The following is a 22,996-nucleotide window of genomic DNA, read 5'->3' on the forward strand; positions in this document are numbered from 1 at the left end:
AACCGGTCAATTCGCCCAGGCTTGAGGAGATACCTCAGCCAACGCTTTGAATGCAGGTTTGGCGAACCAGAAGCCCTGCATCAGAAATATTCCGCAGTCGGACAGGAAGTCGCGCTCGCCGGCACTTTCGATGCCCTCGGCGATGACAGTAACCCCCAACTGCTCACAGATTGTGACAATCCCCCGGACGATCACCTGACGGACACGATCCTGGTCGACATCGCGAATCAGCGCCATGTCGAGCTTGATCAAGTCAGGTTGGAAATCGGCCAGCAGGTTCAGCCCCGAATAGCCCGCGCCGAAATCGTCGATGGCGGTCTTGAAGCCGAATTCGCGGTATTCACGCAGAATATTCGTCAAATGGCGATAGTTATCTACGTGCTCGCTTTCCAGGGTCTCGAAAATCAGCCGGTCCAGCGGGAAATTGTGCGCCCGGGCGGCCTCCAGAGTGCTGCGGATACACAGTTCCGGACGATATACAGCATTGGGCATGAAGTTGATGGAAAGGTGAGTCTGCATGCCCAGGGCTGCGGCACCGGCGATGGCCTTGGTCCGGCAGCGCTGGTCGAAGCGGTAGCGATTGGTTTCGTTGACCTGAGCCAGCACCGACAGCGCGCCTTCTCCCTGGGGACCGCGCACCAAGGCTTCGTTGGCGAAGATCGAATGGTCACGCAGGTCTACGATAGGCTGGTAGGCGAACGCGAAATCGAACCCCAGAGGCTCGCTTTGCTGGCAACCCACGCACCGCTGGTTGGGCGAGGTGAGTGAGAGGGGAAAGTCGGTCACGGCGTATCCTCGCGAAAACAGGGTGCTACCTGGCGTATCTTAGGTGAGCCTTGGGGTTTATGCGTCGAAGGGTTTCAACGGTAAAGTTGCGACATTTTTCAGAGCGAGGAATTCAAGTGGCTCAAAAGCAGGAAGAGGAAGAGAAGGTCCGGCTGGACAAGTGGTTGTGGGCAGCGCGGTTCTACAAGACCCGCGCTCTGGCCAAGGCCGCTATCGAGAGCGGCAAGGTGCATCATCGCGGCGAGCGCTGCAAGCCGGGAAAGGAGCCGCGCGTCGGCGACGAGTTTCAGATTCGTACAGGCTTTGATGAAAAAACCATCGTAGTACAGGCGCTTTCCATCGTCCGCCGGGGCGCGCCTGAAGCGCAGGCACTGTATGCCGAGACCGAAGCCAGCATCGCCAAACGCGAAAACGCTGCGGCCATGCGCAAGGCAGGGGCTTCAGGCCTGACCACTGACGGCAAGCCGAGCAAGAAGCAGCGCCGCGATCTGTTCAAGTTTCGCGGCAGCGGCAATGACGATTGATTGCACGAGTCGCCCATGCAAACTCGATCAAATGTGGAAGCGGGCTTGCCCGCGAATACGGTGGGTCAGGCACAGATGCATTGATTGACACCCCGCGTTCGCGAGCAAGCCCGCTCCCACTTTTAGCCCTGGGGGGTTACGGAGTTGTGCGCATGACACTCAACCGCCCAATAACGGGCAACTTGCTCAGTAGCCCGAAAAGCGGCGCCGTCATCCGCAACAAAGCGCCCGACACCTTCGCCGCAAACGGCGTGTAATACCCCCACCCCAGCGCCAACAGCGCCAGCAGTACGCCACCGATATAATCGTCCTGGCCCCAGTGCGCGCCGGCTACCAGCCGCGGCATCATGAACAGCAGCGCCAGGCCCCAGATCACCAGCACCTGGCCGATGCGCCGGGCGAACACGCTCATGAACATCGCCCAGATCAATAGCACCGAAGCATGGTCGCCGGGGAAGCTCTGGCTCGAGCGGTCCTTCAATTCCCAGGTTTTCTCCAACCCTGGGAAAAAGTCGCTCATTTGAATCGCGCCGCTGATGACCATCGACGGGCTACTGTGCTGCCAGCCCATGTGCGCCGCGAGTTTTGAGAACAGCATGCGGATAAACAGCAATAGCAGCAGAATGCCGAGGAAGCCAAAAAACGCCTGGCGCACCTGTACGGCCTTGAACACCCAGTCGCCGCGGATCAACAGCGCCAGCAAAATCACGCCGACCACTGCATCAAACGGCCGCAGGCTGGCCACGGCCCACACATGTAGCCAGGTCGAGTTCGTGGCCAATGGGCCATTGAGCAGATGAAACAGCCACTCGTCGAAAATCACACAGAGCATCTGGCCCGTGGGCCACAGCCAAAAACACAGCAGTCCGATAGCGAGTAGATTGCAAAGAGCCCATCGCCGGAGGTTCCAGTTGGCTTGGAACAAACCCGGATTGTTCATAAACTGTCCCTCATCGCTCTATTCAGCTCCTTGAATTCAGGAGAAGTCGCACCAAGATGGTGCTAAAGCGTTTAATTTTATAAACCTTGTAATCATTTTGTCATCACTTCAGATACCCAGACCTATGACTGATCTACCGGATACCGACTTCACCCAACGCTTCATCTTCGATGAGAGCGATGCCCGCGGCGAGATGGTTTCGTTGGAGCTCAGCTATGCCGAAGTCCTTGCCAAACACGCCTATCCGGAGCCGGTCGCGCAATTGCTCGGCGAGTTGATGGCCGCCGCGGCGCTGCTGGTGGGCACCATGAAGTTCGACGGTTTGCTGATCTTGCAGGCTCGTTCCGAAGGGCCAGTGCCCATGTTGATGATCGAGTGCTCGAGCGAGCGCGAGATCCGTGGCCTGGCCCGTTACGAGGCTGACCAGATTGCCGCAGATGCCACCTTGGCCGACCTGATGCCCAACGGCGTCCTGGCACTGACTGTCGACCCGACTGAAGGCCAGCGGTACCAGGGTATTGTCGACCTCGACGGCCAGACCCTGTCGGAATGCTTCACCAACTACTTCGTTATGTCCCAGCAAGTGGGCACCAAGTTCTGGCTTAACGCCGACGGCAAGCGCGCCCGTGGTTTGCTGGTGCAACAACTGCCTGCCGATCGCATCAAGGATGAGGATGATCGTGCCGAAAGCTGGCGGCATATCATCGCCTTGGCCGACACCTTGAAGGCCGAAGAACTGCTGGGCCTGGACAACGAAACCATCCTGCACCGCCTCTACCATGAAGAGGCCGTGCGCCTGTTCGACGCACAGGGCCTGCATTTTCACTGCAGTTGCTCGCGCGAGCGTTCCGGTAACGCGCTGGTCAGCCTGGGCCTGGAAGATGCGCAAAATCTGGTGGTGGAACATGGCGGCCATATCGAGATCGACTGCCAGTTCTGCAACCAGCGCTACCTGTTCGACGCGGCTGATGTAGCGCAATTGTTCGCCGGCGCAGGCAGCGACACCCCTTCCGACACCCGCCACTAAAACGTTTAAGCACAGGTAAATCACCTGACAAACGCCGGATTAGAGGTGTTCTGACGGGAGGGCCCTACTCTTTTTGGGCTTTTCTGGCATAATCCGGCCCACTTTTTTCGCGGTAGTAGTGCGCAACTTTCTACTACAAAACGTTTGGAGCACTCGGCCATAGGCCGACGGGGAACCTCATGACGCAAGCCAATAACGCCGTATACACCGATCTGAGTGTTGACGATCTGGTCAAAGAAGCCCTGCAGCGCGGTGAAGGCGTGCTTGCCGATACTGGCGCGCTGGTCGTAGAAACCGGTCATCGCACCGGTCGTTCGCCGGTTGACCGTTTCATCGTTGAAGAGCCGTCCACCCAGGACGCCATTGCCTGGGGCCCGATCAACCGCAAGTTCCCGGCTGACAAGTTCGATGCCCTGTGGGCTCGCGTCGAGGCGTTCAATAACGCGCAAGAGCATTTCGTTTCCCATGTTCACGTAGGGGCTGCAGAAGACCACTACCTGGCCGTGAAAATGACCACCCAGACTGCCTGGCAGAACCTGTTCGGTCGTTGCCTGTTCATCAACCCGGCCCAGTACAACCCGGCCGGTCGTGAAGAGTGGCAAGTGCTCAACGTGGCCAACTTCGAGTGCGTACCAGAGCGTGACGGTACCAACTCCGACGGTTGCGTGATCCTCAACTTCGCTCAGAAAAAAGTACTGATTGCCGGCATGCGTTACGCCGGTGAAATGAAAAAAGCCATGTTCTCGGTGCAGAACTTCCTGCTGCCGGCTGCCGACGTGCTGCCGATGCACTGCGCCGCCAACATTGGCGAAGCAGGCGATGTGACCCTGTTCTTCGGCCTGTCCGGCACTGGCAAGACCACCCTGTCCGCCGACGAAAGCCGTTACCTGATCGGTGACGACGAGCACGGCTGGGGCGAAGGCGTGGTGTTCAATATCGAAGGCGGTTGCTATGCCAAGTGCATCGACCTGTCCGAGAAGAACGAGCCGGTTATCTGGAAAGCTATCAAGCACGGCGCTGTGCTGGAAAACGTCGTGATCGACGAGGCCAAGCACGCCGACTACGCCGACGTCAGCCTGACCCAGAACAGCCGTGCCGCCTACCCGCTGGAGCACGTTGCCAAGCGTTCCGAGAAGAACCTGGGCGGCGAGCCAAACGCGGTGATCTTCCTGACCTGCGACCTGACCGGCGTACTGCCGCCTGTGTCGATCCTCAGCGAAGAACAGGCGGCCTACCACTTCCTGTCCGGCTACACCGCTTTGGTGGGTTCGACCGAAATGGGTTCGGGCAGCGGCATCAAGTCGACCTTCTCCACCTGCTTCGGCGCGCCGTTCTTCCCACGCCCGGCTGGCGAATACGCAGAGCTTCTGATCAAGCGTATCCGTGGTTTCGGCTCCAAGGTCTACCTGGTCAACACCGGCTGGACCGGCGGCGGCTACGGCGTCGGCAAACGCTTCAACATCCCGACCACTCGCGGCGTGATTGCAGCGATCCAGAGCGGTGCGTTGATCGGTGCGCAAACTGAACACCTGGACACCATCAACCTCGACGTGCCATTGGCCGTACCGGGCGTTGAAACCGGCCTGTTGAACCCACGCAACACCTGGGCTGACAAGGCTGCCTACGACGAAGCAGCGAAAGCTCTGGCTGGCCTGTTCATCGAAAACTTCAAGAAGTTTGAAGTCAGCGATGCGATCAAGGCGGCGGGTCCTAAGTTGTAAGATTCGCCCATAAAAAAGCCGCCTCTTAGGCGGCTTTTTTATGGGCGAACGATTAGTCGGCGATGTGCAGTACCACTGCACCGACCAGCACCAGTACAACGCCTGCGACCTGCACCGCTGACAAACGCTCCTTGAAAAATACAAACCCCAGGATCGCCGCGATCCCTCCAGAGAGCGTACTGATCACCGTCACCACCGACACCGAGCCGGCCATCGCGCCCCACGAAAATGCCGAGAACCCGCCGAGGTTCATCAAGCTCGCACCGGTCAACGTCGCGCAATTTTTCAGCGGCGGGATCTTCAAGCCATCCTTGATCTTCAGCACCATCACCACCAGCACGCACAAGCCCACCAGGTAACCCAGCCACAACATGGTGATTGGCCCCAGCGCTGGCAGTGTGTAGCGACCTTGCAGCCAGAAACTGGTGCCGTACAGGGTTGCGGCGGACATGGCGTAGGCAATGGACAGGCGCGGGTTGTTGTGAGGCGTACCGTTGTCCTTGTGAATGCTGGACAGCACAACGCCGATCACGCACAGGGCGATGCAGCCCAGTTGTATCAGGCTGATGTGTTCACCGCTGGCCCAGGACAGCAAGGTGGTCACGACCCCATAGGACGTCACCAATGGCGCGACGATGGCCGCTTTGCCCAAGGCAAAGGCTTTGGACAGCGCAAGGGCGCCGGACACCGTCAGCAGAGCGGCGGCGACGCCCAGGAGCCAAACGCTTAACGGTGCATCAAGGGATTTGAAAAGGAAGGCTGGGAAAATGACCAGCAGGAGGGTCATGATCAAAAAACCGAGGGCTTGGCCGAAATACACCGCGCGTTTTACGCCAACGGCTCGGGCGTTGAGGCCCACCAGAAAGTCCGTGCCGCCCCAGAGCAGGGCGGCCAGCAGGCCCATTGTTACGTCCATGTAAGGTCCTTGTTATTTATACGGCTCGCCAGATTAGCGCAGATCCAGTGTGGGAGCAGGCTTGCCCTAATACTGTAGGAGCGAGCTTGCTCGCGAAAAACGTCAACGATAACGCGTGCTTGCTGAATGAACGCGGCGCCTGTGAGTTTTTCGCGAGCAAGCTCGCTCCTACAAAAAATCCTTCATTGGATTCAGCTCAGGTTTTCCAGCGTCTGCGTGTCCCAGCGGTGGGTCTTGATCGCCAGGTAGAGCATGCCGATGGTCAGCGGAATCTTGTCACCACGGCCTTTGGCGCGACGCTTCAGGAACACGTCGAACACCGGCGGCTGGAAGTAACGATAAGCGTCGTAGTCGCTCAGGTCGACACCAAAATCCTGCTCCAGCGCCTCCATGAATTGCTTGGCCTCAGCACCATCGCACCCGAGGTCGAAGTTCAGTGAGGTGTGCAAGCCAATGGTCTTGTGTGTTGGCAAGCCGATTTCTTCATGCAGCAATTGCACAAGTTGCTGCATGGCAGGGTCTTCTGGGAAGTTGGGGGCCAGGTTCATGGTGGGGGCACGCAGGAGTGGGTGAGGGGGCCTGTCACGTTGCAGGCGGTATTTGTTTCGCGTGATGAAGAGAACCAAGCCTATCAAGAACAAGGCCAGGGGAAGAAGTTGAATGTTCAGGACAATGGCGATGTAGGGTAGCCAGAACAACAGAAGCAGTCCCGTTACGATGAAGGTAACGGCGAAACGCGTTCTTAACGTGCCGTCAGTGATTTTGTAATACAGCAGCAGATGGAGAGCGAACAATAGCGCTGTTTGTAGGTAAAGCCATTGACTAAAGTTCATCTGGAGTGCACATGCATTGAGACACTTGAGCGCTGCGGGCCTATGCCACCGCTGACCTGAGCATCCAGGCCGATGACGATGTCTGCGCTGTGAAAGTTGCGGATCCTGCGAGAAATCAAATCGCTGATAGCGTTCTCGACTATCGATTCTGCTTTGCTGGATATGATCCCGACAGGGGCTGCAACTGCGCCAGAAATGATTTCTTTTATGAGGTTGTTCCGATTGTTCAAGCTATCTGCGTGCTTCCTGGTCAGTGGCTTTGAGACGGCCACTGTCATGACGCAGGGTAGATCTCGGGCGAGCATCCTTTCGTACAACTTCTGAAGCCGCAAGCGGACCTCTATCGCTGAAGCTTTTGCTTCCAGCAAGCAAAGTGTGGCTAGCTCTTGTCGATTGCTTGGCATCACGGTGAGTCGAATTACCGTGAAAGTGATGCCATAGTGGCCGATATATTGAGTCCTTTCGATGTTCACGGTTTTTTCCGAGACAGTTGATAGGAGGTTATGTTCAGTCGGCTACGCGTAACTGGTATAGAGGGTTGAACGGGTATTTGAAGCAGTTTGGGAAACGGATGGCGTGACGTTTGGCAGTATCTTACAAAAGCCTCCGGCATTTATGGCTTGCAACGATGTGATGGGTAAAGCTGATCAGTTGTAGGAGCGAGCTTGCTCGCGAAAAACTCAAGGGCGCCGCGTTTTTTCTGATTTACCGCGTCATCGTTGGCGATTTTCACGAGCAAGCTCGCTCCTACACAGGTGTTGCTTAGACTTGCGCTTGTTCAGGTTGCAGCTGAACGTGTTGCGCGGCTTCCAACAAATCACAGCCGTCCTGAACGAGCAGGTACAGCGCATTAATGATGTGGGAAATGTCTTTGAGGTCAGCGTGTTCGAAGGTCAGGCAAGAGAAAGTTTCCAATCAGTCGCTGGCGGCGCGGATACGCTGGTGGGCGGCGGATTGGATGTCTTTGGCTGATGCTTGAGTGTCGATGAGAAGCGGGTGACAGGCGATCAAGGTCGTAGGGCGGCGGAAAGAGTGGAAGGTTGCCTACGGCGATTTCGGATAATTCCCGCTCGGCCTGGTGCAGGCGTGCCTCATCGAGCAAATGGAGGCGGTTGCGCAGAGTGCTGCTACCGGGGTAGCAGTATGGGGCCTGGCCCACCCCGTATTTGTCGAGCATCAGCTAGAGGTGTTGCGGTACTTGGCAAGGACGGCTTCGCGTGTCGGCAGGGGTTTGTCGACGTCGGTCGGTTGGGTATCGAACCCTTCCAGGCGCAGGCTGGCCAAGTAATTGGAACGCCGGATCTTGTGATAGTGATCCTGTTTTTGCTCAAACGTCAGTTCGCTCATTGCTGCGTCCTCTTGGAAAGCAAGGCTTGAATGTAGCGCAATGCGTAGCTCGGTAGGCGGGATAAAACGCCCGTCACAACTTGTATAAAAAATCTGCCAGCGAGCTCATTTCAGCGTATGTTTCACCGCAAAATCTTGTAGGGCGATTCCGCCCACTACTTAAAGGGAGTTAAGCATGGGTTTGCTTCGTGTCGCCTCGGCGATGTCTTTGTGTGCGGTGGCGTTTTCTGCCCAGGCCGAGCAGTTGCCGATTGAAGTGCTGAGCGCGGTGGTCAAGGACCAGAAAATCGCCGATGCCGAGGTGCTGCTGCAACGTAATGGCGCGCAGAACGTGGTGGGCCGTACCAACGCGCAAGGCCAGGTGACGCTGACCAGTGAAGTGGCTGACGATGCCAGCAACCTGCTGATCATCAAGAAGCCTGGCTATTCCAACCTGGTGGTGAAGTGCCCGTGCAAAGGCATGACCTATGCCATCAGCCCGGTGATGGAAAATCTCGACGGCCTGCGTGTGGTGTTGACCTGGGGCAAGGCTCCGCGCGACCTCGACTCCCATATGATCTTCCCCGGCAATAACATCTTCTTCAACAATAAAAAGGGCACCGACGCCGAACTGGACGTGGATGACACCGATAGCTATGGCCCGGAGACCATCACCCTGCAGAAAAAGCATTACGGCGAAAGCTACGTCTATGCCGTGCACGACTATTCCAACAGCGGCTCTCCCACCTCCAGCGAGTTGTCCAACAGTGAGGCCAAGGTGTTCGTGTACATGGGGCAATCCCTGGTACGCACCTACTATGTGCCGCAGAACCGCACGGGCAACCTGTGGACTGTGTTCCGCATGACCGGCAGTGGCGACTTCCAGGACATCAACACCTTCACCGGCGTGAGAGTTGGCGCCGAAGATGTACTCAACGAGGTCAAGCCGTTGCTGGACGACAGTGTGGCCGTCACTGCCGTGACGGCGAGCACGTCGGCACAGGCCGATGCGAAGAAGCTGAACCTCAAGGGCGAAGCGGCCTACCAGGCCGGTAACCTGGACCAGGCCATCGACTTCTTCCGTCAAGCCATCGAGCTGGATAACAGCTTCGGCAAGGCTTACGGCAACCTGGGCCTGGCGTATCAGAAAGCCGGCAATACCGCGGAGTCGATCTGGGCCAACCGCAAGGCTATCGCCCTGGCCACCGGTACCAATGCCGCGACTGTGCGCGCCGGTGCTTACTACAACATTGCACGCATCTACGAAGCGGCCGGGCAGTTCCCGGATGCGCTGCGTCATTACCAGTTGGCCAAGGAGCAAAAGGCCAACCCGGTGTATGACACGGCGATCGAGCGGGTGCAAAACCGCTGATTCAGCAGTAGCACGGTTTTAAAATGTGGGAGAGGGCTAGCCAGCTCCCACATTTGTATCTGCTGCGTCTTGTTACTTTCTCGGAAAAGTCCCACTTCGGCCCTGAGCCATCCTTCCCTCTGTGTATCATCCTGTCTCTTTTTTCCTCGCGACCTTTCTCGATTCGCTGAGAATCCCGGGCTATGTTTTTGAGCCAACTCAGCGGTCAATGGAGTGACAGCCTTATGCACGACACCCTCCAGCAGGTCTTTGGTTACCCACACTTTCGCTTGGGCCAGGAAGAGACGGTCAGCGCCGTGCTGGCTGGGCGATCTGCCGCCGCCATTTTCCCTACGGGGTCGGGCAAATCCTTGTGTTACCAGCTGTCGGCCGTGTTGCTGCCGCACCTGACGCTGGTGGTGTCGCCGTTGCTGGCGTTGATGCAGGACCAGTTGGGTTTCCTGCAGCGCCATGGCATTTCGGCGGGCAGTATCGACTCGGCCCAGAGCCGTGATGAGGCCAATGATGTAATGGCCCGTGCGCGATCGGGCGAGCTCAAGATTCTGATGATTTCCGTGGAGCGTTTGAAGAACGAGCGTTTCCGTAATTTCCTGAACAGCGTGCAGATCTCGTTGCTGGTGGTAGACGAGGCGCACTGTATCTCCGAATGGGGCCACAACTTCCGCCCGGATTATTTGAAGCTGCCGGACTACCAGCGCCAGTTCAACATCCCTCAGGCGCTGTTGCTGACGGCCACGGCCACGCCCCAGGTGATCGCCGACATGCAGGCCAAGTTCGCCATTGCTGCCGAAGATGTAGTGACCACGGGCTTCTATCGCCCCAACCTCAACCTGCTGGTGGAACCGGTCAGCGGCCACGACAAACGCCGCAGGCTGCTGGAATGGATGAAAGCGCGGGCCAACCAGCCGAGTATTGTCTACGTCACCTTGCAGAAAACCGCCGAACAGATTTCCGAGCATCTGAACCGCCACGGTATTCAGGCCGAGGCTTATCACGCGGGGCTGCCCCATGAAAAACGCGAAGGTATCCAGCAGCGTTTCATGGGCGGGCGTTCCAATTGCATTGTCGCAACTATCGCGTTTGGCATGGGCATCGACAAGAGTGACATCCGCAATGTCGTGCACTTCGACCTGCCCAAGTCAATCGAGAACTACAGCCAGGAAATCGGCCGCGCAGGGCGTGACGGGCAGCCGTCGGATTGCCTGGTGTTGGCCAACCGCGACAGCCTCAATGTGCTGGAAAACTTCGTGTACGGTGATACGCCGGAGCAGGACGGCATTTTGCGCGTACTGGAGGAATTGCAGGCCGCGCGTAGTGAAGGGCAGTGGGAGTTCCTGCTCAGGTCGCTGTCGGACCACAGCAATATTCGCGAGTTGCCGCTCAAGACGCTCCTGGTGCAGTTGGAGCTCAAGGGCGTGATCGCGCCGCGCTATGCGTTTTATGCGGAATACCGTTTCAAATACCTGATCGAACCCGAAGCCTTGCTGGCGCGTTTTTCCGGCGAGCGGCAGCAGTTTGTCGCGGCGATCATCCAGGTGTGCAAGCGCGCTAAAACCTGGGCGACGGTCGATTTCGATGCGCTTTATCAACAGCACAATGCCGAGCGTAGTCGGGTGGTGAAGGCACTGGATTATTTTCAGGAGCAGGGCCTGATCGAGCTCGAAAGCAAGCAGATGACTGAGGTCTACAGTTTGCTCGACACCCATTTCGACCCCCACGCGTTAAGCGCCGAGTTATACACAGGCTTCAAGCAGCATGAGGTGACGGAGGTCGCGCGGATTCACGCCATGCTCGACCTGTTCGCCACCGACCACTGCCTGGGGCAACGTCTGGCGCACTACTTTGGTGATGATAATGCGCCCCGGCGTTGCGGGCATTGTTCGGTATGCCACGGCCAGGTCGCCCATCTGCCGGCGCCGCCGAGCTTGCCGCCGCTTGTGGATAAAAACTTCATGGGGCTGTGCGGTGATTTTATCCACAGGCATCATGAGCACACGGGGCACTTGCCGAATGCGGAGCGTTTGACGCGTTTCCTTGGCGGTATCAGCGTACCGTTGTTTACCAAGTTGAAGGCGCGAGGCATTCCCGGTTTTGCTGCGCTGGAAGACTACCCCTACGCCGAGGTGCGCGACTGGGCCCATGCTCAATTGGATCAACTTTGATGAGACTTGCCGATGCCTGACTCAACGCCTGTGCGCGACGATTACCGCCACTTCCAACCGATCACCACGCGTTGGCACGACAACGATGCCTACGGCCATGTGAATAACGTCACTTACTACAGCTTCTTCGATACAGCCGTTAATACCTACCTGATCGAACAGGGCGGGTTGGATATTCATGACGGTGAAGTGGTGGGGTTTGTGGTGAGTTCGGCCTGCGATTACTTCGCCTCGATCGCTTTTCCCGAGTGCATTGAGGTCGGTCTGCGGGTGGGCAAGCTGGGCAATAGCTCGGTGCAGTATGAGCTGGCGGTATTCAAGGCGGGCGAGGAGGAGGCGCGTGCGGCGGGGCGCTTTGTCCATGTGTTTGTGGACCGAGCCTCGAACCAGCCAGTGCCGATTCCGGGAATGTTGCGCGAAGCGATGCAGCGGCTGCTGGTTTGACGCACCTACAAGCAATACAGACCAAATGTGGGAGCCGGGCTTGCCCGCGATGGCGCAGTATCAGGCAGTACGTCTAAACCTGATTCACTGCTATCGCGGGCAAGCCCGGCTCCCACATCGGATGTGTTCGTCAGAGCGCGGGTTTATCAGTCGCGATAACGATGCTTGTTCTTGCGATGCCCATAGGCATGGCCGCGACCTGGGTGGCCATCGCGGTAGTAGCGACGATCATCACGGTCGCGATCGCGGTAATGGCGGCTGTCGCGATCACTTTCGTTACCCATGTAGTTGCCTAGCGCGCCGCCCGCGCCACCGCCGGCTGCGGAGCCGATCAGTGCACCGGTGCTGCCGCCAACGCTGCGCCCTACGACGTTACCGCCGGCTGCGCCCAGTGCGCCACCAATGGCGGCTTCGCCACGGCTACGTTTGTCGGCGCCGACTGCACTACCGCCTGCGCCGCCCAGGGCCGCGCCAATGGTCGAACCGGTGTTGCCGCCCAACTGCTGGCCGACAACAGAACCTAGTACCCCACCCAATGCGCCGCCTACACCGGCTTCGGTGGTGCCGCCTGCCATGGCTGCGCCACTGACCAGGCCAAGGGACAACAAGAGAATCGAGGAGAACTTCATTCAGGGAAACCTCAAGGGATGACGGCGCGATCCTGAGGTTGTATCGAGGCGCTGACAATCGAAATCCGACCGGCGGCAGAGGTTGTATACAATTTGCTAAGTTGCTGTTTTGTATGGGGAACTTAAGTCGTTTTTACGGGTCTTTAGCTACTTCGGAACGGCCGTTTTTATGCAAAAGCGGCCTTTTTTTGTGCCTGCAGAATGTGCGGTGCTTGTGCTGGTCTCTTCGCGGGCAAGCCCGCTCCCACATCAGATCGGTCCACACAGTCTCAATGGTGAACCCATCCCAGTGTGGGAGCGGGCTTGCCCGCGAAAGCGTTAGTTCAAGCAACACATATCTCGGATCGAGTCAGGCCGAGCGCGCCATGATCAACCCACTGTCACTCGCCGCTTCCAAGCGAATCGCAACAAACTTGGACGTTGGCGTATGGCTACCGTCGCCAGTGCTTTCCAACGGCACCAACGGGTTCACTTCGGGGTAGTAAGCCGCCGCCTGCCCCGCCGGAATATCAAATGCCAGCAGCGTAAAGCCCTTCACGCGGCGCTCACGACCGTCTTCCCACAGCGACACGATGTCTGCCTTCTGCCCCGGCTTGAAGCCCAGGCGGATGATGTCGGCTTCGTTGACGAACAGCACGTCACGTTGGCCTTTGACTCCGCGATAACGGTCGTCCAGGCCATAGATGGTGGTGTTGTACTGATCATGGGAGCGCATCGACTGCATGATCAGGTCCGGCACTCGGCCCGTGGCGTGGGTGCGTTCGTGGATCAGGTCTTTGGGCAAGATGTTCGGGCGGAAGTTGGCGCGACCTGATGGAGTGTTCCAGCGGCGTGCGCCGGCGGAGTTGCCCAGATAGAAGCCGCCTGGATGTTTGATTTTCTCGTTGAAGTCCTTGAAGCCTGGGATGGTGTCGGCGATCAGGTCGCGGATGCGCCCGTAGTCGGCCACAAGCCAGTTCCAATCCACGGGCTTGCTGCCCAGGGTGGCGGCAGCAATGCCCGCCAGGATCGCCGGCTCGGACTTCATCAGTTTCGACAGCGGTTGCAGCTGGCCGTTGGAGCCGTGGACCATGCTGAACGAGTCTTCCACCGTCACCGCTTGCGGGCCGTCGGCCTGGATGTCGATGTCGGTGCGGCCCAGGCACGGCAGGATCAACGCATCTTTACCGTGCATCAGGTGGCTGCGGTTGAGCTTGGTGCTGATCTGCACGGTCAGGTCGCAATTTCGCAGCGCTTCAAAGGTACGCGTGCTGTCTGGCGTGGCTTGGGCAAAGTTGCCGCCCAGGCCGATAAAGACTTTGGAGCGGCCTTCAAGCATGGCGTGAATCGCTTCCACCACGTTATGGCCATTGTCGCGAGGCACCTGGAACTGGAAACGACGCTCCAGCGCGTCCAGAAACGCCACCGGTGGGCGTTCGTTGATGCCCATGGTGCGGTCGCCCTGTACGTTACTGTGGCCACGCACCGGGCACAGCCCGGCACCTGGGCGGCCGATATTGCCGCGCAGCAGCATCAGGTTGGCGATTTCCTGGATAGTCGGCACCGAGTGGCGGTGCTGGGTAATCCCCATTGCCCAGCACATGATTACATTCTTGCCTCTGGCGTACATGCGTGCCGCTTGCTCGATCTCCACCAGGGTCAGGCCGGACTGCTCGACGATCTCCTCCCACGAGGTGTCGTCGATCTGACCCAGGTATTCCAGGACGTTGGCAGTGTGCTCATTGAGGAAGTCGTGGTCGAACACCGCTTCCTTGCCTTCGGCCAGGGCTTGGCGTTCCCACAGCAGCAGGAACTTGGCCATGCCACGCAAGATAGCCATATCGCCACCCAGCGCCGGGCGGAAGTAGGCGGTGTTGGTCGGCTTGTCGCCGTTGGTGAGCATTTCCAGCGGATGTTGCGGGTGCTGGAAGCGCTCCAGGCCGCGCTCTTTCAGGGGGTTGATACACACCACCTGAGCGCCGCGTTTCACCGCTTCGCGCAGCGGCTCGAGCATGCGTGGGTGGTTGGTGCCGGGGTTCTGGCCCCAGACGAAAATGGCATCGGCATGTTCGAAGTCATCAAAGGTCACAGTGCCTTTGCCCACGCCGACACTCTGCGCCAGGGCTACGCCGCTGGCTTCGTGGCACATGTTCGAGCAGTCCGGGAAGTTGTTGGTGCCAAAGGCGCGTACGAACAACTGGTACAGGTAGGCGGCTTCGTTGCTGGCGCGGCCCGAGGTGTAGAACTCGGCCATGTTCGGGCTGGGCAGTGCGTTGAGGTGCTTGCCGACCAAGTCGAAGGCGGCTTCCCAACTGATGGGCATGTAGCGATCGGTCTCGGCGTCATAGCGCATCGGCTCGGTCAGGCGGCCCTGGTATTCCAGCCAATAGTCGCTTTGCTCCAGCAACGCTGTGACGCTGTGCTTGGCGAAGAAGGTCGCATCGACGCGGCGCTTGGTGGCTTCCCAGTTGACCGCCTTGGCGCCGTTTTCGCAGAACTTGACCATGCCGCTTTCCGGCGAGTCGCCCCAGGCGCAGCCCGGGCAGTCGAAGCCGCCGTTCTGATTGGTCTTGAGCATCATGCGCAGGTTTTTCAGGGCGTTGTCACTGGTCAGCCAGGCTTGCGCCACACTGATCAGAGCGCCCCAGCCACCGGCTGGGCCTTTATAGGGCTTGTAGCGTGGGGTTGGGGTCTGGTCGGCTTGGTGGTGAAGGCTCATGGCTGGTGCTCCATCGCAGGGCTATAGACCCGTGGCGCGCTTTTTTGCGGCAGGTGGATAAGGTTGAGGTTGTGCCGGCGCGCCCATTGCAAGGCCAGGCCGGTGGGCGACGACAGGCTGACCAGGGTCTGGATACCCGCGCGCAAGACTTTCTGAATCAATTCGAGGCTGCAGCGGCTGGTAACAATCGTCAGGCCGCCGTCGGTCGGAATCTTTTGGCGGATCAACGCGCCAATCAATTTATCCAGGGCGTTATGCCGGCCGATGTCTTCGCGACCCATCAGCAATTCCCCCTGGCTGTTCATAAAAACCGCCGCATGCACGGCGCCGCTGTGCTGGCCCAGGGGTTGGAATGCACTGATACGCTGGCGCAGGCCGTCGAGCCACTGCGCCGGCGGCAAGGGCGCGCCGGGCAGTACCTGGAGGTCGGGCAATGCTTGCTCTACCGCTTCCACGCCACACAGGCCGCAGCCGCTGGTGCCCGCCAATTGGCGGCGTTGCTGCTTGAGGTTCCAGAACGCACGGCTGGAAACCTGTACCTGGGCGTACTGGGCTGCGCCTGAACCGCTGATTTTCAGGTCATAAATGTCGTTAACGTCGGTGATAATGCCGCTGCCGAGGCTGAAACCTACAATGAAGTCTTCCAGGTCCGTAGGCGTCACCAGCATCACCGCCTGGCTGATATCGTTATAGGCAATTGCCAACGCCACTTCTTCGGCCAGCGCAGTGCTGGCGACTTCAGTGTGTTCAAGATTGCAATAGTGATAGCTCTGGCTGGCGACGGGCGCGGTCGATTCGAGAGCGGGCGCCGCGCAGTGAGGGCGCTTGGCGTTCATGGGGCAGTACCACCGGCGGATTGATCAGTGATTAGACTAGGCGCGACAAAGGGTCGCGTCTAATCGCCTGTATTGATCTATTGATAGAGGGCGTCGATCAAGGTTCACCCGCGTTTTCGTCGGGCTTATTCCAGGCAGGGGTGATTGCGATACTTTTGAGTCTTTAGCCAGTCTGGAACCCAAGTCGGCAGGACTGGTCTAGTCTTGGGCATCTGGAAATTAAATCCCAAGGAGAGCGCACCATGAGTATTTTTAGCTTTATCAAAGAAGCCGGCGAAAAGATTGTCGACCTGTTGACGCCGGGTAATGCGAACGCCAGTGAGCAGTTGAAGGAGCATGTGAGCAAGGTGGGCCTGGGTAATCCAAACGTGCAGACCACGGTGGATGGCGACAAGGTCACGGTGACCGGTGAAGTGGCCACGCAGGAAGAGAAAGAAAAGATCCTGTTGGCGCTGGGCAACATTGCCGGCGTGGCAAGTGTGGATGACCAGATTACTGTCAGTGGTCCTGCGGTTGCCGCTGCTCGTTTCGTCGTAGTGAAAAAGGGCGATACCCTCAGCGCGATTTCCCTGGCGGTGTACGGTAATGCCAACCAGTACAACAAGATCTTCGAGGCTAACAAGCCACTGTTGTCGCACCCGGACAAGATCTACCCGGGCCAGACACTGCGCATCCCTGAGTAATACGCAGGATAAAATGAGCAAGCTCGCCCTTTTGTAGGAGCGAGCTTGCTCGCGAAAAACTCACAGGCACCGCGTTTATCCAGGAAGCACGCGTTATCGTTGACGTTTTTCGCGAGCAAGCTCGCTCCTACATAAGCCCGGCGATGAGTTCTCGATAATCCCCGACGGCCGCAAATTCTGCGGTGTCCTTTGAGCCTTTTTTGCTATCAGGTTCTTTCACTGCCAGTAAATGTCCCACGCCGAAATCCCGGGCACTGCGCAGGATCGGCAAAGTGTCATCTATAAACAGGCTACGGGCCGGGTCAAAGTGGATATCCGCTTGTAAGGCCTCCCAGAATTGCGGGTTTTCCTTGGGGAAACCGTAGTCGTGAGAGCTGATCAATCGCTCGAAATACGGCGCCAGTTCAATGCGCTCCAACTTCAATGACAGCGAATCACGATGAGCGTTGGTGATCATGATCACGCGCTTGCCGGCCTGTTTGATCGCCGCCAGGAAGGTATCGGCATCCGGACGCAGGGCAATCAGGTGGGCGGTTTCCAACTTGAGTTCGCGCACCGGGATCTTGAGCTCGGCGCTCCAGAAATCCAGGCAATACCATTGCAACTGTCCGGCGTTACGCTCGAACAGTGGCTGCAACTCCATCTCGGCCATGGCTCGGCTTACGCCGTGCAGTTCGGCATAGCGTTGCGGCAGGTGTTCCATCCAGAAGTGGTTGTCGTAATGCAGGTCGAGCAGGGTGCCGTCCATGTCCAGCAGGACGGTGTCGATGGCGTGCCAGGGCAGAGAGGGCATGGTGGGGTCTCATGTAAGTAAAAATATCCGACACAGACAATCGGAAAAGCCACGGTATAGTAACCCGATCACGCCAAGGAGCCGTTTATGCGCCAGAAACCCACTGTCCTCGCCCGCGAAATAGTCGCCAGTAGCCGTTTGTTCCGCGTGGAGGAAGTGCAATTACGCTTTTCCAATGGCGTTGAGCGGACCTATGAGCGTCTTGTCGGGCGTGGCACGGGCTATGGCGCCGTGATGATTGTGGCGATGATCGATGAAGATCATGCAGTGCTGGTGGAAGAATACTGCGGCGGCACTGACGAATATGAATTGTCGTTGCCCAAAGGCCTGATCGAGCCCGGCGAAGACGTGCTTGCAGCGGCAGACCGCGAACTCAAGGAAGAGGCCGGCTACGGTGCACGGCAGTTGGAGCACATCACCGAGCTGTCATTGTCGCCCGGCTATATGAGCCAGAAGATCCAGGTGGTGTTGGCTACCGATCTCTACGAAGAGCGTCTTGAAGGTGATGAGCCCGAACCAATGCGGGTAGACCGGGTCAACCTGCGTGAGCTGTCGGCGCTGGCGCAAAACGAGCAGTTCAGCGAAGGTCGCGCCCTGGCTGCGCTGTATCTGGTGAGAGATCTGTTGACCCAGCGTGGAGCGTTCACCGCATGAGCGAACTGTTTTTAGGCCACCCGTTTATCGCACCGGTCATTGAGATGGCTCGGCAGGCGGGTGAAGCCATCCTGCCGTACTGGCGTGCCGAGGTAGCCGTGACGTCCAAGGCGGATGATTCTCCCGTGACGGCTGCTGACCTGGCTGCCCACCATCTCATTCTCGCTGGCCTCACCGCGCTGGACCCAAGCATTCCAGTGCTGTCTGAAGAGGACGCCGATATCGATCAGAGCGTGCGTGCCGGCTGGCAGCGTTGGTGGTTGGTGGACCCTCTGGATGGCACCAAGGAATTCATTTCTGGCAGTGAAGAGTTCACCGTCAATATTGCATTGATCGAACAGGGCCGCGTGGTGTTCGGCGTGGTGTCGATACCGACCACTGGCCGTTGCTACTTCGGCGGCGCGGGCCTGGGGGCTTGGCGGTCGGACGTCAATGCAGCGCCCAAGCAGATTCAAGTACGCCAGGCTCCGGCCTCGGGTGAGGCCTTTACGGTGGTGGCCAGCCGTCGTCATACCAGCCCTGAGCAGGAGCGCCTGCTCAATGGCCTCAGTGAAGGCTTGGGCGAGTTGAAACTGGCGAATATCGGCAGCTCCTTGAAGTTTTGCTTATTAGCCGAGGGCAGTGCCGATTGTTATCCGCGCCTGGCGCCGACCTCGCAGTGGGATACCGCAGCGGCCCAGGGTGTATTGGAAGGAGCTGGGGGTGAAGTATTGGAGTTGAATGGCAAGCCGTTCAGCTACCCGGCGCGGGAGTCGTTGCTGAACCCGTTCTTTCTGGCATTGCCGGCCAAGGCGGCGTGGCGTGAGCGGCTGTTGACCCTGGCCAGATCTTAAGGCCACTGCAGAGCAAAATGTGGGAGCGGGCTTTCCCGCGATGGCGGAGTGTCAGTCATACAGGTATTGGCTGATCCACCGCTATCGCAGGCAAGCCAGCTCCCACAGTTGTTTTGTGTCATGGCTGCTAGCGGTGCAGGACGTACTGGCCGGTAAAGACGACGGCACGCTCTGCACTGCCCTCATTCACAATCCACGTCTCCAGCGCCAACCGCGCCCGCCCATAGCGCTGATAGGTCGCCACAAAGCGCCTCCAAATCTTTTCATCCGGCGCCGCGCAAATGGCTGTCGCGTCCTGGGTCACCGGCAGCGGGTAGCTGATCTGCCCTTCATGAATCACGATGTGCCCGTCTTCAATCCCGGCTTCACGCAGCTTCAGGTGCAGCCAACCCCAACCCGCCAGCACGGCGCCGCAGTAGAGGCTGCCGCCGAACATGGTGCTCTTGTGGTTGATATTGGCTTGCAAGGGCAGGTGCAGTTGCAGTTGGTCGTGTTGCCAGTCGAGCACCCTGAGGCCCATTTCCCGGGTGAGTGGGATGTCGTGGTGGAGGATGGATTCCAGGTAACGGCTATCACGGCTCATGGCGGCCTCTTTGTAGGTGGACGATGTCATTCGTCATCGGCGCTCTGGCCGGCACTGTCGGCGAAGTTCAGGCCGTGTTTGCGCAGTTTGTCGTGCAAGGTTTTGCGCGGTACGCCCAGGGCTTCGGCGAGGCTGCGCACAGAGCTGTGGGGGCGGGTCAGTTCGGCGGCGATCAGGCTTTTTTCGAACTGTTCGACTTGCTCGCTCAGGCCTCCGGGTGTGGAAGTCAGCACACCGGCGGCGGGGTGGTCCTGGGTGTTATCCAGGGCCAACTCCAGGCCGAGGGCGAAACGCTCCGCGGCGTTTTGCAGTTCCCGCACATTGCCCGGCCAGCTGTGGCGTAGCAACAGCGCGCGCTGGCCCGGTTGCAGTTCGTGCAAGGGCAGGCCGTGGCGGCTGCTGGCCTCGTCGGCGAAGTGCTGGAACAGCATCAGCGCATCTTCGCCCCGTTCTCGTAGCGGGGGGATGCGCAGCGGCGCCACATTGAGGCGGTAATACAAGTCGGCACGGAAGCGGCCCTGGTCGGCGGCCTGGCGCAGGTCTTCCTTGGTGGCGGCGATAATGCGGATATCCAGCGGGATCAGCTGATTGCCACCCAGGCGTTCCACGACGCGCTCCTGTAAAAGGCGCAGCAACTTGACCTGTACATCCAGGCTCATGCTTTCAATTTCATCCAGAAACAGCGTGCCGCCATTGGCAAACTCGAACTTGCCGATGCGGCGCTTTTGCGCGCCGGTAAACGCGCCGGGTTCATGACCGAACAGTTCGCTTTCCACCACCGATTCCGCCAGTGCTCCGGCATTGATCGCCACAAACGGGCCGCTGCGTCGGCTTGAGAGATCGTGCAGGGCGCGGGCGACGACCTCCTTGCCTGCCCCGGTTTCGCCGAGGATCAGCACATCGGCCTTGGTCGCGGCCAGTGCACCGATTTGCTCGCGCAGGCGCGACATCTGTGGCGAGTGCCCTACCAGGCGCGTACTGAGTTGCTGGCGGTCGCTAAGAGCCAGGCGCAGGCTGCGGTTGTCCAGCACCAGCCGGCGCAGGGCCAGGGCACGGCGCACGCTGTCGAGCAGCGCGTCGCTGGCGAAGGGTTTTTCCAGGAAGTCATAGGCGCCGGCACGCATGGCCTGCACCGCCAGCGGTACGTCGCCGTGGCCGGTGATCAGCAGCACCGGCAGGTCGGGGTCCTGGCCGTGCAGTTCGGCCAACAATTCCAGGCCGTCCATGCCAGGCATGCGAATGTCGCTGACTACCACGCCCGGCCAGTCGCGGGACAGGCGTGCGGTGAGCCCGTTGGCTTCTCCCAGGGGCAGGACTTTCAGGCCGGCCAGGTCCAGGGTCTGGCAAAGGGCCTGACGCAGGTGTGGATCGTCGTCGATCAATACCACCTGAATCGAGTTGTCGATACTCATACACTGCGGTCCTCGGACGGTTGCAGACTGACGCCCGGCGAGCCGGCGCGCAATTTCAAGGTTAACAGCGCGCCGCCCTCCTTGTGGTTGGCGAACAACAGTTCGCCGCCGAAGGCGCGCATCAGGGTGTCGCAGATCGCCAGGCCCAGGCCCAGGCCCTGGGTGCGCGTCTTGGTGGTGTAGAACGGCTCGCTGGCGCGGCCCAGGGCTTCCATGCAAAAGCCCGGGCCATTGTCGCGAATGTACAGGTTGACGCCCTGGGGCGTGGTTTCGGCACTCAGCCAGAGTCTGCGTGGCGGGCCTTTTTCGGTGAGGGCGTCCAGAGCATTGGCCAGCAAGTTACCCAGCACCTGGCGCAGACGGGTTTCACCGGCCTGCACCCACAAGGTCGCCTCTGGCAAGTCGCGAATCAACTCCACCTCCATCGAACGCCGACGCTTGGCCAGTAATGCCAGGGCGTCATCCAGTGCCGGTTGCAGGGCCACGCTCTCCGGCGCGTGACGGTCACGGCGGGCGAAGGCGCGCAAGTGGGCGATGATCGAGGCCATACGCCCGGTCAATTCACTGATCAGCTTGAGGTTGCCGCGGGCATCGTTGGTGCGCTCATGGTCGAGCAGGATCTCAGCGTTTTCGGCATAGCTGCGAATCGCCGCCAGTGGCTGATTCAGTTCATGGCTGATACTCGCCGACATGGTGCCCAGCGCCGAGAGTTTACCGGCCTGGACCAGATCATCCTGGGCGCGCACCAGTTCTTGCTGGGCATGCTCGCGCTCCAGCACTTCCTGTTTAAGGCGCCGGTTAAGGCCCTCCAGGTCGCTGGTACGCTCGGCCACGCGCATTTCCAACTCGCGGCGGGCCTTGGCTTCGAAGGCGATGCGTTCCAGATAGTGCCGGCGGCGCTGCATCAGCAACCCCAGCAACAGCATCAGCACCAACAACGTGGCACCGCCCACGGCGACGACCGTGCGCACCGGACGATTGATCAGCGAGCGCGGCGCGAGGATTTCCACGTTCCAGCCGGTCTCGGCGATAGCCGTGGACTGGCGCAGCCAAGCGCTGCTGCTGAGGCTCAACGGCTGCGGGTCGCGGGTGGGGTAGGGCTGGATAGCAATGATGGCCTGGCGTTCTTCGGCGGTCAGTGGCCGCGTGGCGCGGAATCGCCATTGCGGGCGCGAAGTGAGGATCACCACGCCGTTGTGGTCGGTGACCAGCAATTGTTCCGGGGTATTGCCCCACAGGCTTTCGGTGTGGTCCAGGTCGACCTTCACCACCAGCACGCCGATGATGGTATCGCCGTCACGCACCGCGGCGGCGAAGAAGTAGCCGCGCTTGGCCGAGGTGGTGCCCAGGCCGAAGAACCGTCCGAGGCGCCCGGCCATGGCTTCGCTGAAATACGGACGGAAGGAAAAGTTGCGCCCCACAAAGCTGTCTTGTTTGTCCCAGTTGGACGCGGCGAGGGTTTTGCCGGTGGTGTCCATCAGATACATCACCTCTACCCCGGCCTGGGCGGCGACGTCCTTGAGCAACTGGTTGGCATTGACCAGGTGGGTGCTGACGTGGGGCGCGCCCAATGCAGTGCGCAGGGCCGGTAAGTCCCCGAGGATCTGCGGCAGTATTTCGTAGCGATGCAGGGTGCCCAGCAAGTTGGCGACGTAGAGGTCGAGGGTCTGGCGGTTTTGCCCGGCCAGCTCGCTGCGGTAATAGCGCTCGGCCAAATGCTCCAGCGGCCACAACAGCGGTGCCAGGCACAGAGCCAGCAGGGCGAGGCTGCGCCAGCGGGGTCTTCGCGGAAGGGGTGGGGTCATGGAAGTCGCGCCTGTGGGT

Annotated in this window: 22 protein-coding genes and 2 pseudogenes; 9 read left to right on the forward strand and 15 right to left on the reverse strand. The window is 59.4% G+C overall.

The features are described 5' to 3' along the window. Positions 1 to 6 precede the first annotated feature (6 nt). The gene (locus BT204_RS04130) at positions 7 to 786 is read right to left on the reverse strand and encodes a S6 modification regulatory phosphodiesterase RimA (protein WP_054896652.1); all 780 of its coding nucleotides are present in this window, start codon (positions 784 to 786) and stop codon (positions 7 to 9) included. A 116-nt stretch (positions 787 to 902) separates the two neighbouring features. Here BT204_RS04130 and BT204_RS04135 point away from each other — a divergent pair, with 116 nt between their 5' ends. Further along, a complete protein-coding gene (locus BT204_RS04135) occupies positions 903 to 1,310 on the forward strand; it encodes an RNA-binding S4 domain-containing protein (protein WP_003236026.1) in 408 nt (135 codons plus the stop codon). 136 nt (positions 1,311 to 1,446) lie between these two features. On the opposite strand, the gene BT204_RS04140 is transcribed toward BT204_RS04135, so the two are convergent. Continuing rightward, the gene (locus BT204_RS04140) at positions 1,447 to 2,250 is read right to left on the reverse strand and encodes a phosphatase PAP2 family protein (RefSeq protein ID WP_034125497.1); all 804 of its coding nucleotides are present in this window, start codon (positions 2,248 to 2,250) and stop codon (positions 1,447 to 1,449) included. Between the two features lie 124 nt (positions 2,251 to 2,374). Here BT204_RS04140 and hslO point away from each other — a divergent pair, with 124 nt between their 5' ends. Beyond that, complete coding sequence (gene hslO / locus BT204_RS04145) at positions 2,375 to 3,277, forward strand: Hsp33 family molecular chaperone HslO (RefSeq protein WP_054920269.1); 903 nt, start codon at positions 2,375 to 2,377, stop codon at positions 3,275 to 3,277. 179 nt (positions 3,278 to 3,456) lie between these two features. Further along, positions 3,457 to 4,998 carry a phosphoenolpyruvate carboxykinase gene (locus tag BT204_RS04150; protein ID WP_005783824.1) on the forward strand — a complete coding sequence of 514 codons (1,542 nt, stop codon included), beginning with the start codon at positions 3,457 to 3,459 and terminating at the stop codon, positions 4,996 to 4,998. 52 nt (positions 4,999 to 5,050) lie between these two features. Here BT204_RS04150 and BT204_RS04155 read toward each other — a convergent pair whose 3' ends face one another. The 6 genes and pseudogenes from BT204_RS04155 to BT204_RS27130 form a co-directional block, all read right to left on the reverse strand. After that, entirely contained in the window at positions 5,051 to 5,914 is an 864-nt protein-coding gene (locus BT204_RS04155) for a DMT family transporter (protein WP_229999887.1), read from the reverse strand. A 191-nt stretch (positions 5,915 to 6,105) separates the two neighbouring features. Then, positions 6,106 to 6,462, reverse strand: a complete 357-nt coding sequence (locus BT204_RS04160) for a DUF1493 family protein (protein WP_034125858.1) — start codon at positions 6,460 to 6,462, stop codon at positions 6,106 to 6,108. Between the two features lie 281 nt (positions 6,463 to 6,743). Further along, positions 6,744 to 7,220, reverse strand: coding sequence for a hypothetical protein (locus BT204_RS04165; protein WP_054896649.1), 477 nt, complete (start codon positions 7,218 to 7,220; stop codon positions 6,744 to 6,746). Between the two features lie 289 nt (positions 7,221 to 7,509). Beyond that, positions 7,510 to 7,758, reverse strand: a pseudogene (locus BT204_RS28045) (hypothetical protein). Next, positions 7,748 to 7,924, reverse strand: a pseudogene (locus BT204_RS28050) (cell filamentation protein Fic); the annotation flags it as partial. The pseudogenes BT204_RS28050 and BT204_RS28045, both read right to left, overlap by 11 nt. Beyond that, a complete protein-coding gene (locus BT204_RS27130; protein ID WP_087149535.1) occupies positions 7,924 to 8,094 on the reverse strand; it encodes a YhfG family protein in 171 nt (56 codons plus the stop codon). The pseudogene BT204_RS28050 and the gene BT204_RS27130, both read right to left, overlap by 1 nt. A 175-nt stretch (positions 8,095 to 8,269) precedes the next feature. Here BT204_RS27130 and BT204_RS04180 point away from each other — a divergent pair, with 175 nt between their 5' ends. The 3 genes from BT204_RS04180 to BT204_RS04190 all read left to right on the forward strand — a co-directional run bounded on the left by BT204_RS04180 (position 8,270) and on the right by BT204_RS04190 (position 12,051). Continuing rightward, positions 8,270 to 9,445, forward strand: a complete 1,176-nt coding sequence (locus BT204_RS04180) for a tetratricopeptide repeat protein (RefSeq protein WP_054920258.1) — start codon at positions 8,270 to 8,272, stop codon at positions 9,443 to 9,445. Between the two features lie 224 nt (positions 9,446 to 9,669). After that, entirely contained in the window at positions 9,670 to 11,607 is a 1,938-nt protein-coding gene (locus BT204_RS04185; RefSeq protein WP_054896646.1) for a RecQ family ATP-dependent DNA helicase, read from the forward strand. Between the two features lie 12 nt (positions 11,608 to 11,619). Beyond that, complete coding sequence (locus tag BT204_RS04190; RefSeq protein WP_054896645.1) at positions 11,620 to 12,051, forward strand: acyl-CoA thioesterase; 432 nt, start codon at positions 11,620 to 11,622, stop codon at positions 12,049 to 12,051. A 146-nt stretch (positions 12,052 to 12,197) separates the two neighbouring features. Here the strand turns inward: BT204_RS04190 and BT204_RS04195 are convergent, their stop codons facing one another. The 3 genes from BT204_RS04195 to fdhD all read right to left on the reverse strand — a co-directional run bounded on the left by BT204_RS04195 (position 12,198) and on the right by fdhD (position 16,214). Next, positions 12,198 to 12,680 (reverse strand): glycine zipper domain-containing protein, encoded by a 483-nt coding sequence (locus BT204_RS04195; RefSeq protein ID WP_034125502.1) that lies wholly within the window; start codon positions 12,678 to 12,680, stop codon positions 12,198 to 12,200. Positions 12,681 to 13,029: 349 nt separating this feature from the next. Then, the gene (locus BT204_RS04200) at positions 13,030 to 15,378 is read right to left on the reverse strand and encodes an FdhF/YdeP family oxidoreductase (RefSeq protein WP_072445762.1); all 2,349 of its coding nucleotides are present in this window, start codon (positions 15,376 to 15,378) and stop codon (positions 13,030 to 13,032) included. Continuing rightward, positions 15,375 to 16,214, reverse strand: coding sequence for a formate dehydrogenase accessory sulfurtransferase FdhD (gene fdhD / locus BT204_RS04205; RefSeq protein ID WP_072445763.1), 840 nt, complete (start codon positions 16,212 to 16,214; stop codon positions 15,375 to 15,377). Before fdhD ends, BT204_RS04200 begins: the two co-directional genes overlap by 4 nt. Before the next feature lie 242 nt (positions 16,215 to 16,456). On the opposite strand from fdhD, the gene lysM reads away from it, so the two are divergent. After that, positions 16,457 to 16,897 carry a peptidoglycan-binding protein LysM gene (lysM, locus tag BT204_RS04210; RefSeq protein ID WP_043047371.1) on the forward strand — a complete coding sequence of 147 codons (441 nt, stop codon included), beginning with the start codon at positions 16,457 to 16,459 and terminating at the stop codon, positions 16,895 to 16,897. A 127-nt stretch (positions 16,898 to 17,024) separates the two neighbouring features. On the opposite strand, the gene yrfG is transcribed toward lysM, so the two are convergent. Continuing rightward, complete coding sequence (yrfG, locus tag BT204_RS04215; RefSeq protein WP_034125505.1) at positions 17,025 to 17,690, reverse strand: GMP/IMP nucleotidase; 666 nt, start codon at positions 17,688 to 17,690, stop codon at positions 17,025 to 17,027. Positions 17,691 to 17,777: 87 nt separating this feature from the next. Between yrfG and nudE the strand changes: the two genes are divergently transcribed. Further along, entirely contained in the window at positions 17,778 to 18,344 is a 567-nt protein-coding gene (gene nudE, locus BT204_RS04220; RefSeq protein ID WP_014716485.1) for an ADP compounds hydrolase NudE, read from the forward strand. Beyond that, on the forward strand, positions 18,341 to 19,177 hold the full coding sequence (gene cysQ / locus BT204_RS04225) for a 3'(2'),5'-bisphosphate nucleotidase CysQ (protein ID WP_072445764.1): 837 nt from the start codon (positions 18,341 to 18,343) through the stop codon (positions 19,175 to 19,177). The genes nudE and cysQ overlap by 4 nt, the downstream gene beginning before the upstream one ends. 127 nt (positions 19,178 to 19,304) lie before the next feature. Here the strand turns inward: cysQ and BT204_RS04230 are convergent, their stop codons facing one another. Genes BT204_RS04230 through BT204_RS04240 form a run of 3 tightly spaced genes read right to left on the reverse strand, consistent with a single transcriptional unit; the run spans position 19,305 to position 22,977 of the window. Then, entirely contained in the window at positions 19,305 to 19,760 is a 456-nt protein-coding gene (locus tag BT204_RS04230) for a thioesterase domain-containing protein (RefSeq protein ID WP_072445765.1), read from the reverse strand. Between the two features lie 26 nt (positions 19,761 to 19,786). Beyond that, positions 19,787 to 21,172: a sigma-54-dependent transcriptional regulator gene (locus BT204_RS04235; RefSeq protein ID WP_072445766.1), complete on the reverse strand. Its 1,386-nt coding sequence runs from the start codon at positions 21,170 to 21,172 to the stop codon at positions 19,787 to 19,789. Further along, on the reverse strand, positions 21,169 to 22,977 hold the full coding sequence (locus tag BT204_RS04240) for a sensor histidine kinase (RefSeq protein WP_034125510.1): 1,809 nt from the start codon (positions 22,975 to 22,977) through the stop codon (positions 21,169 to 21,171). Before BT204_RS04240 ends, BT204_RS04235 begins: the two co-directional genes overlap by 4 nt. Positions 22,978 to 22,996 lie beyond the last annotated feature (19 nt).

Source organism: Pseudomonas sp. NFPP02, assembly GCF_900119355.1.
In the GTDB taxonomy this organism is placed as follows: Bacteria; Pseudomonadota; Gammaproteobacteria; order Pseudomonadales; family Pseudomonadaceae; genus Aquipseudomonas; species Aquipseudomonas paracarnis.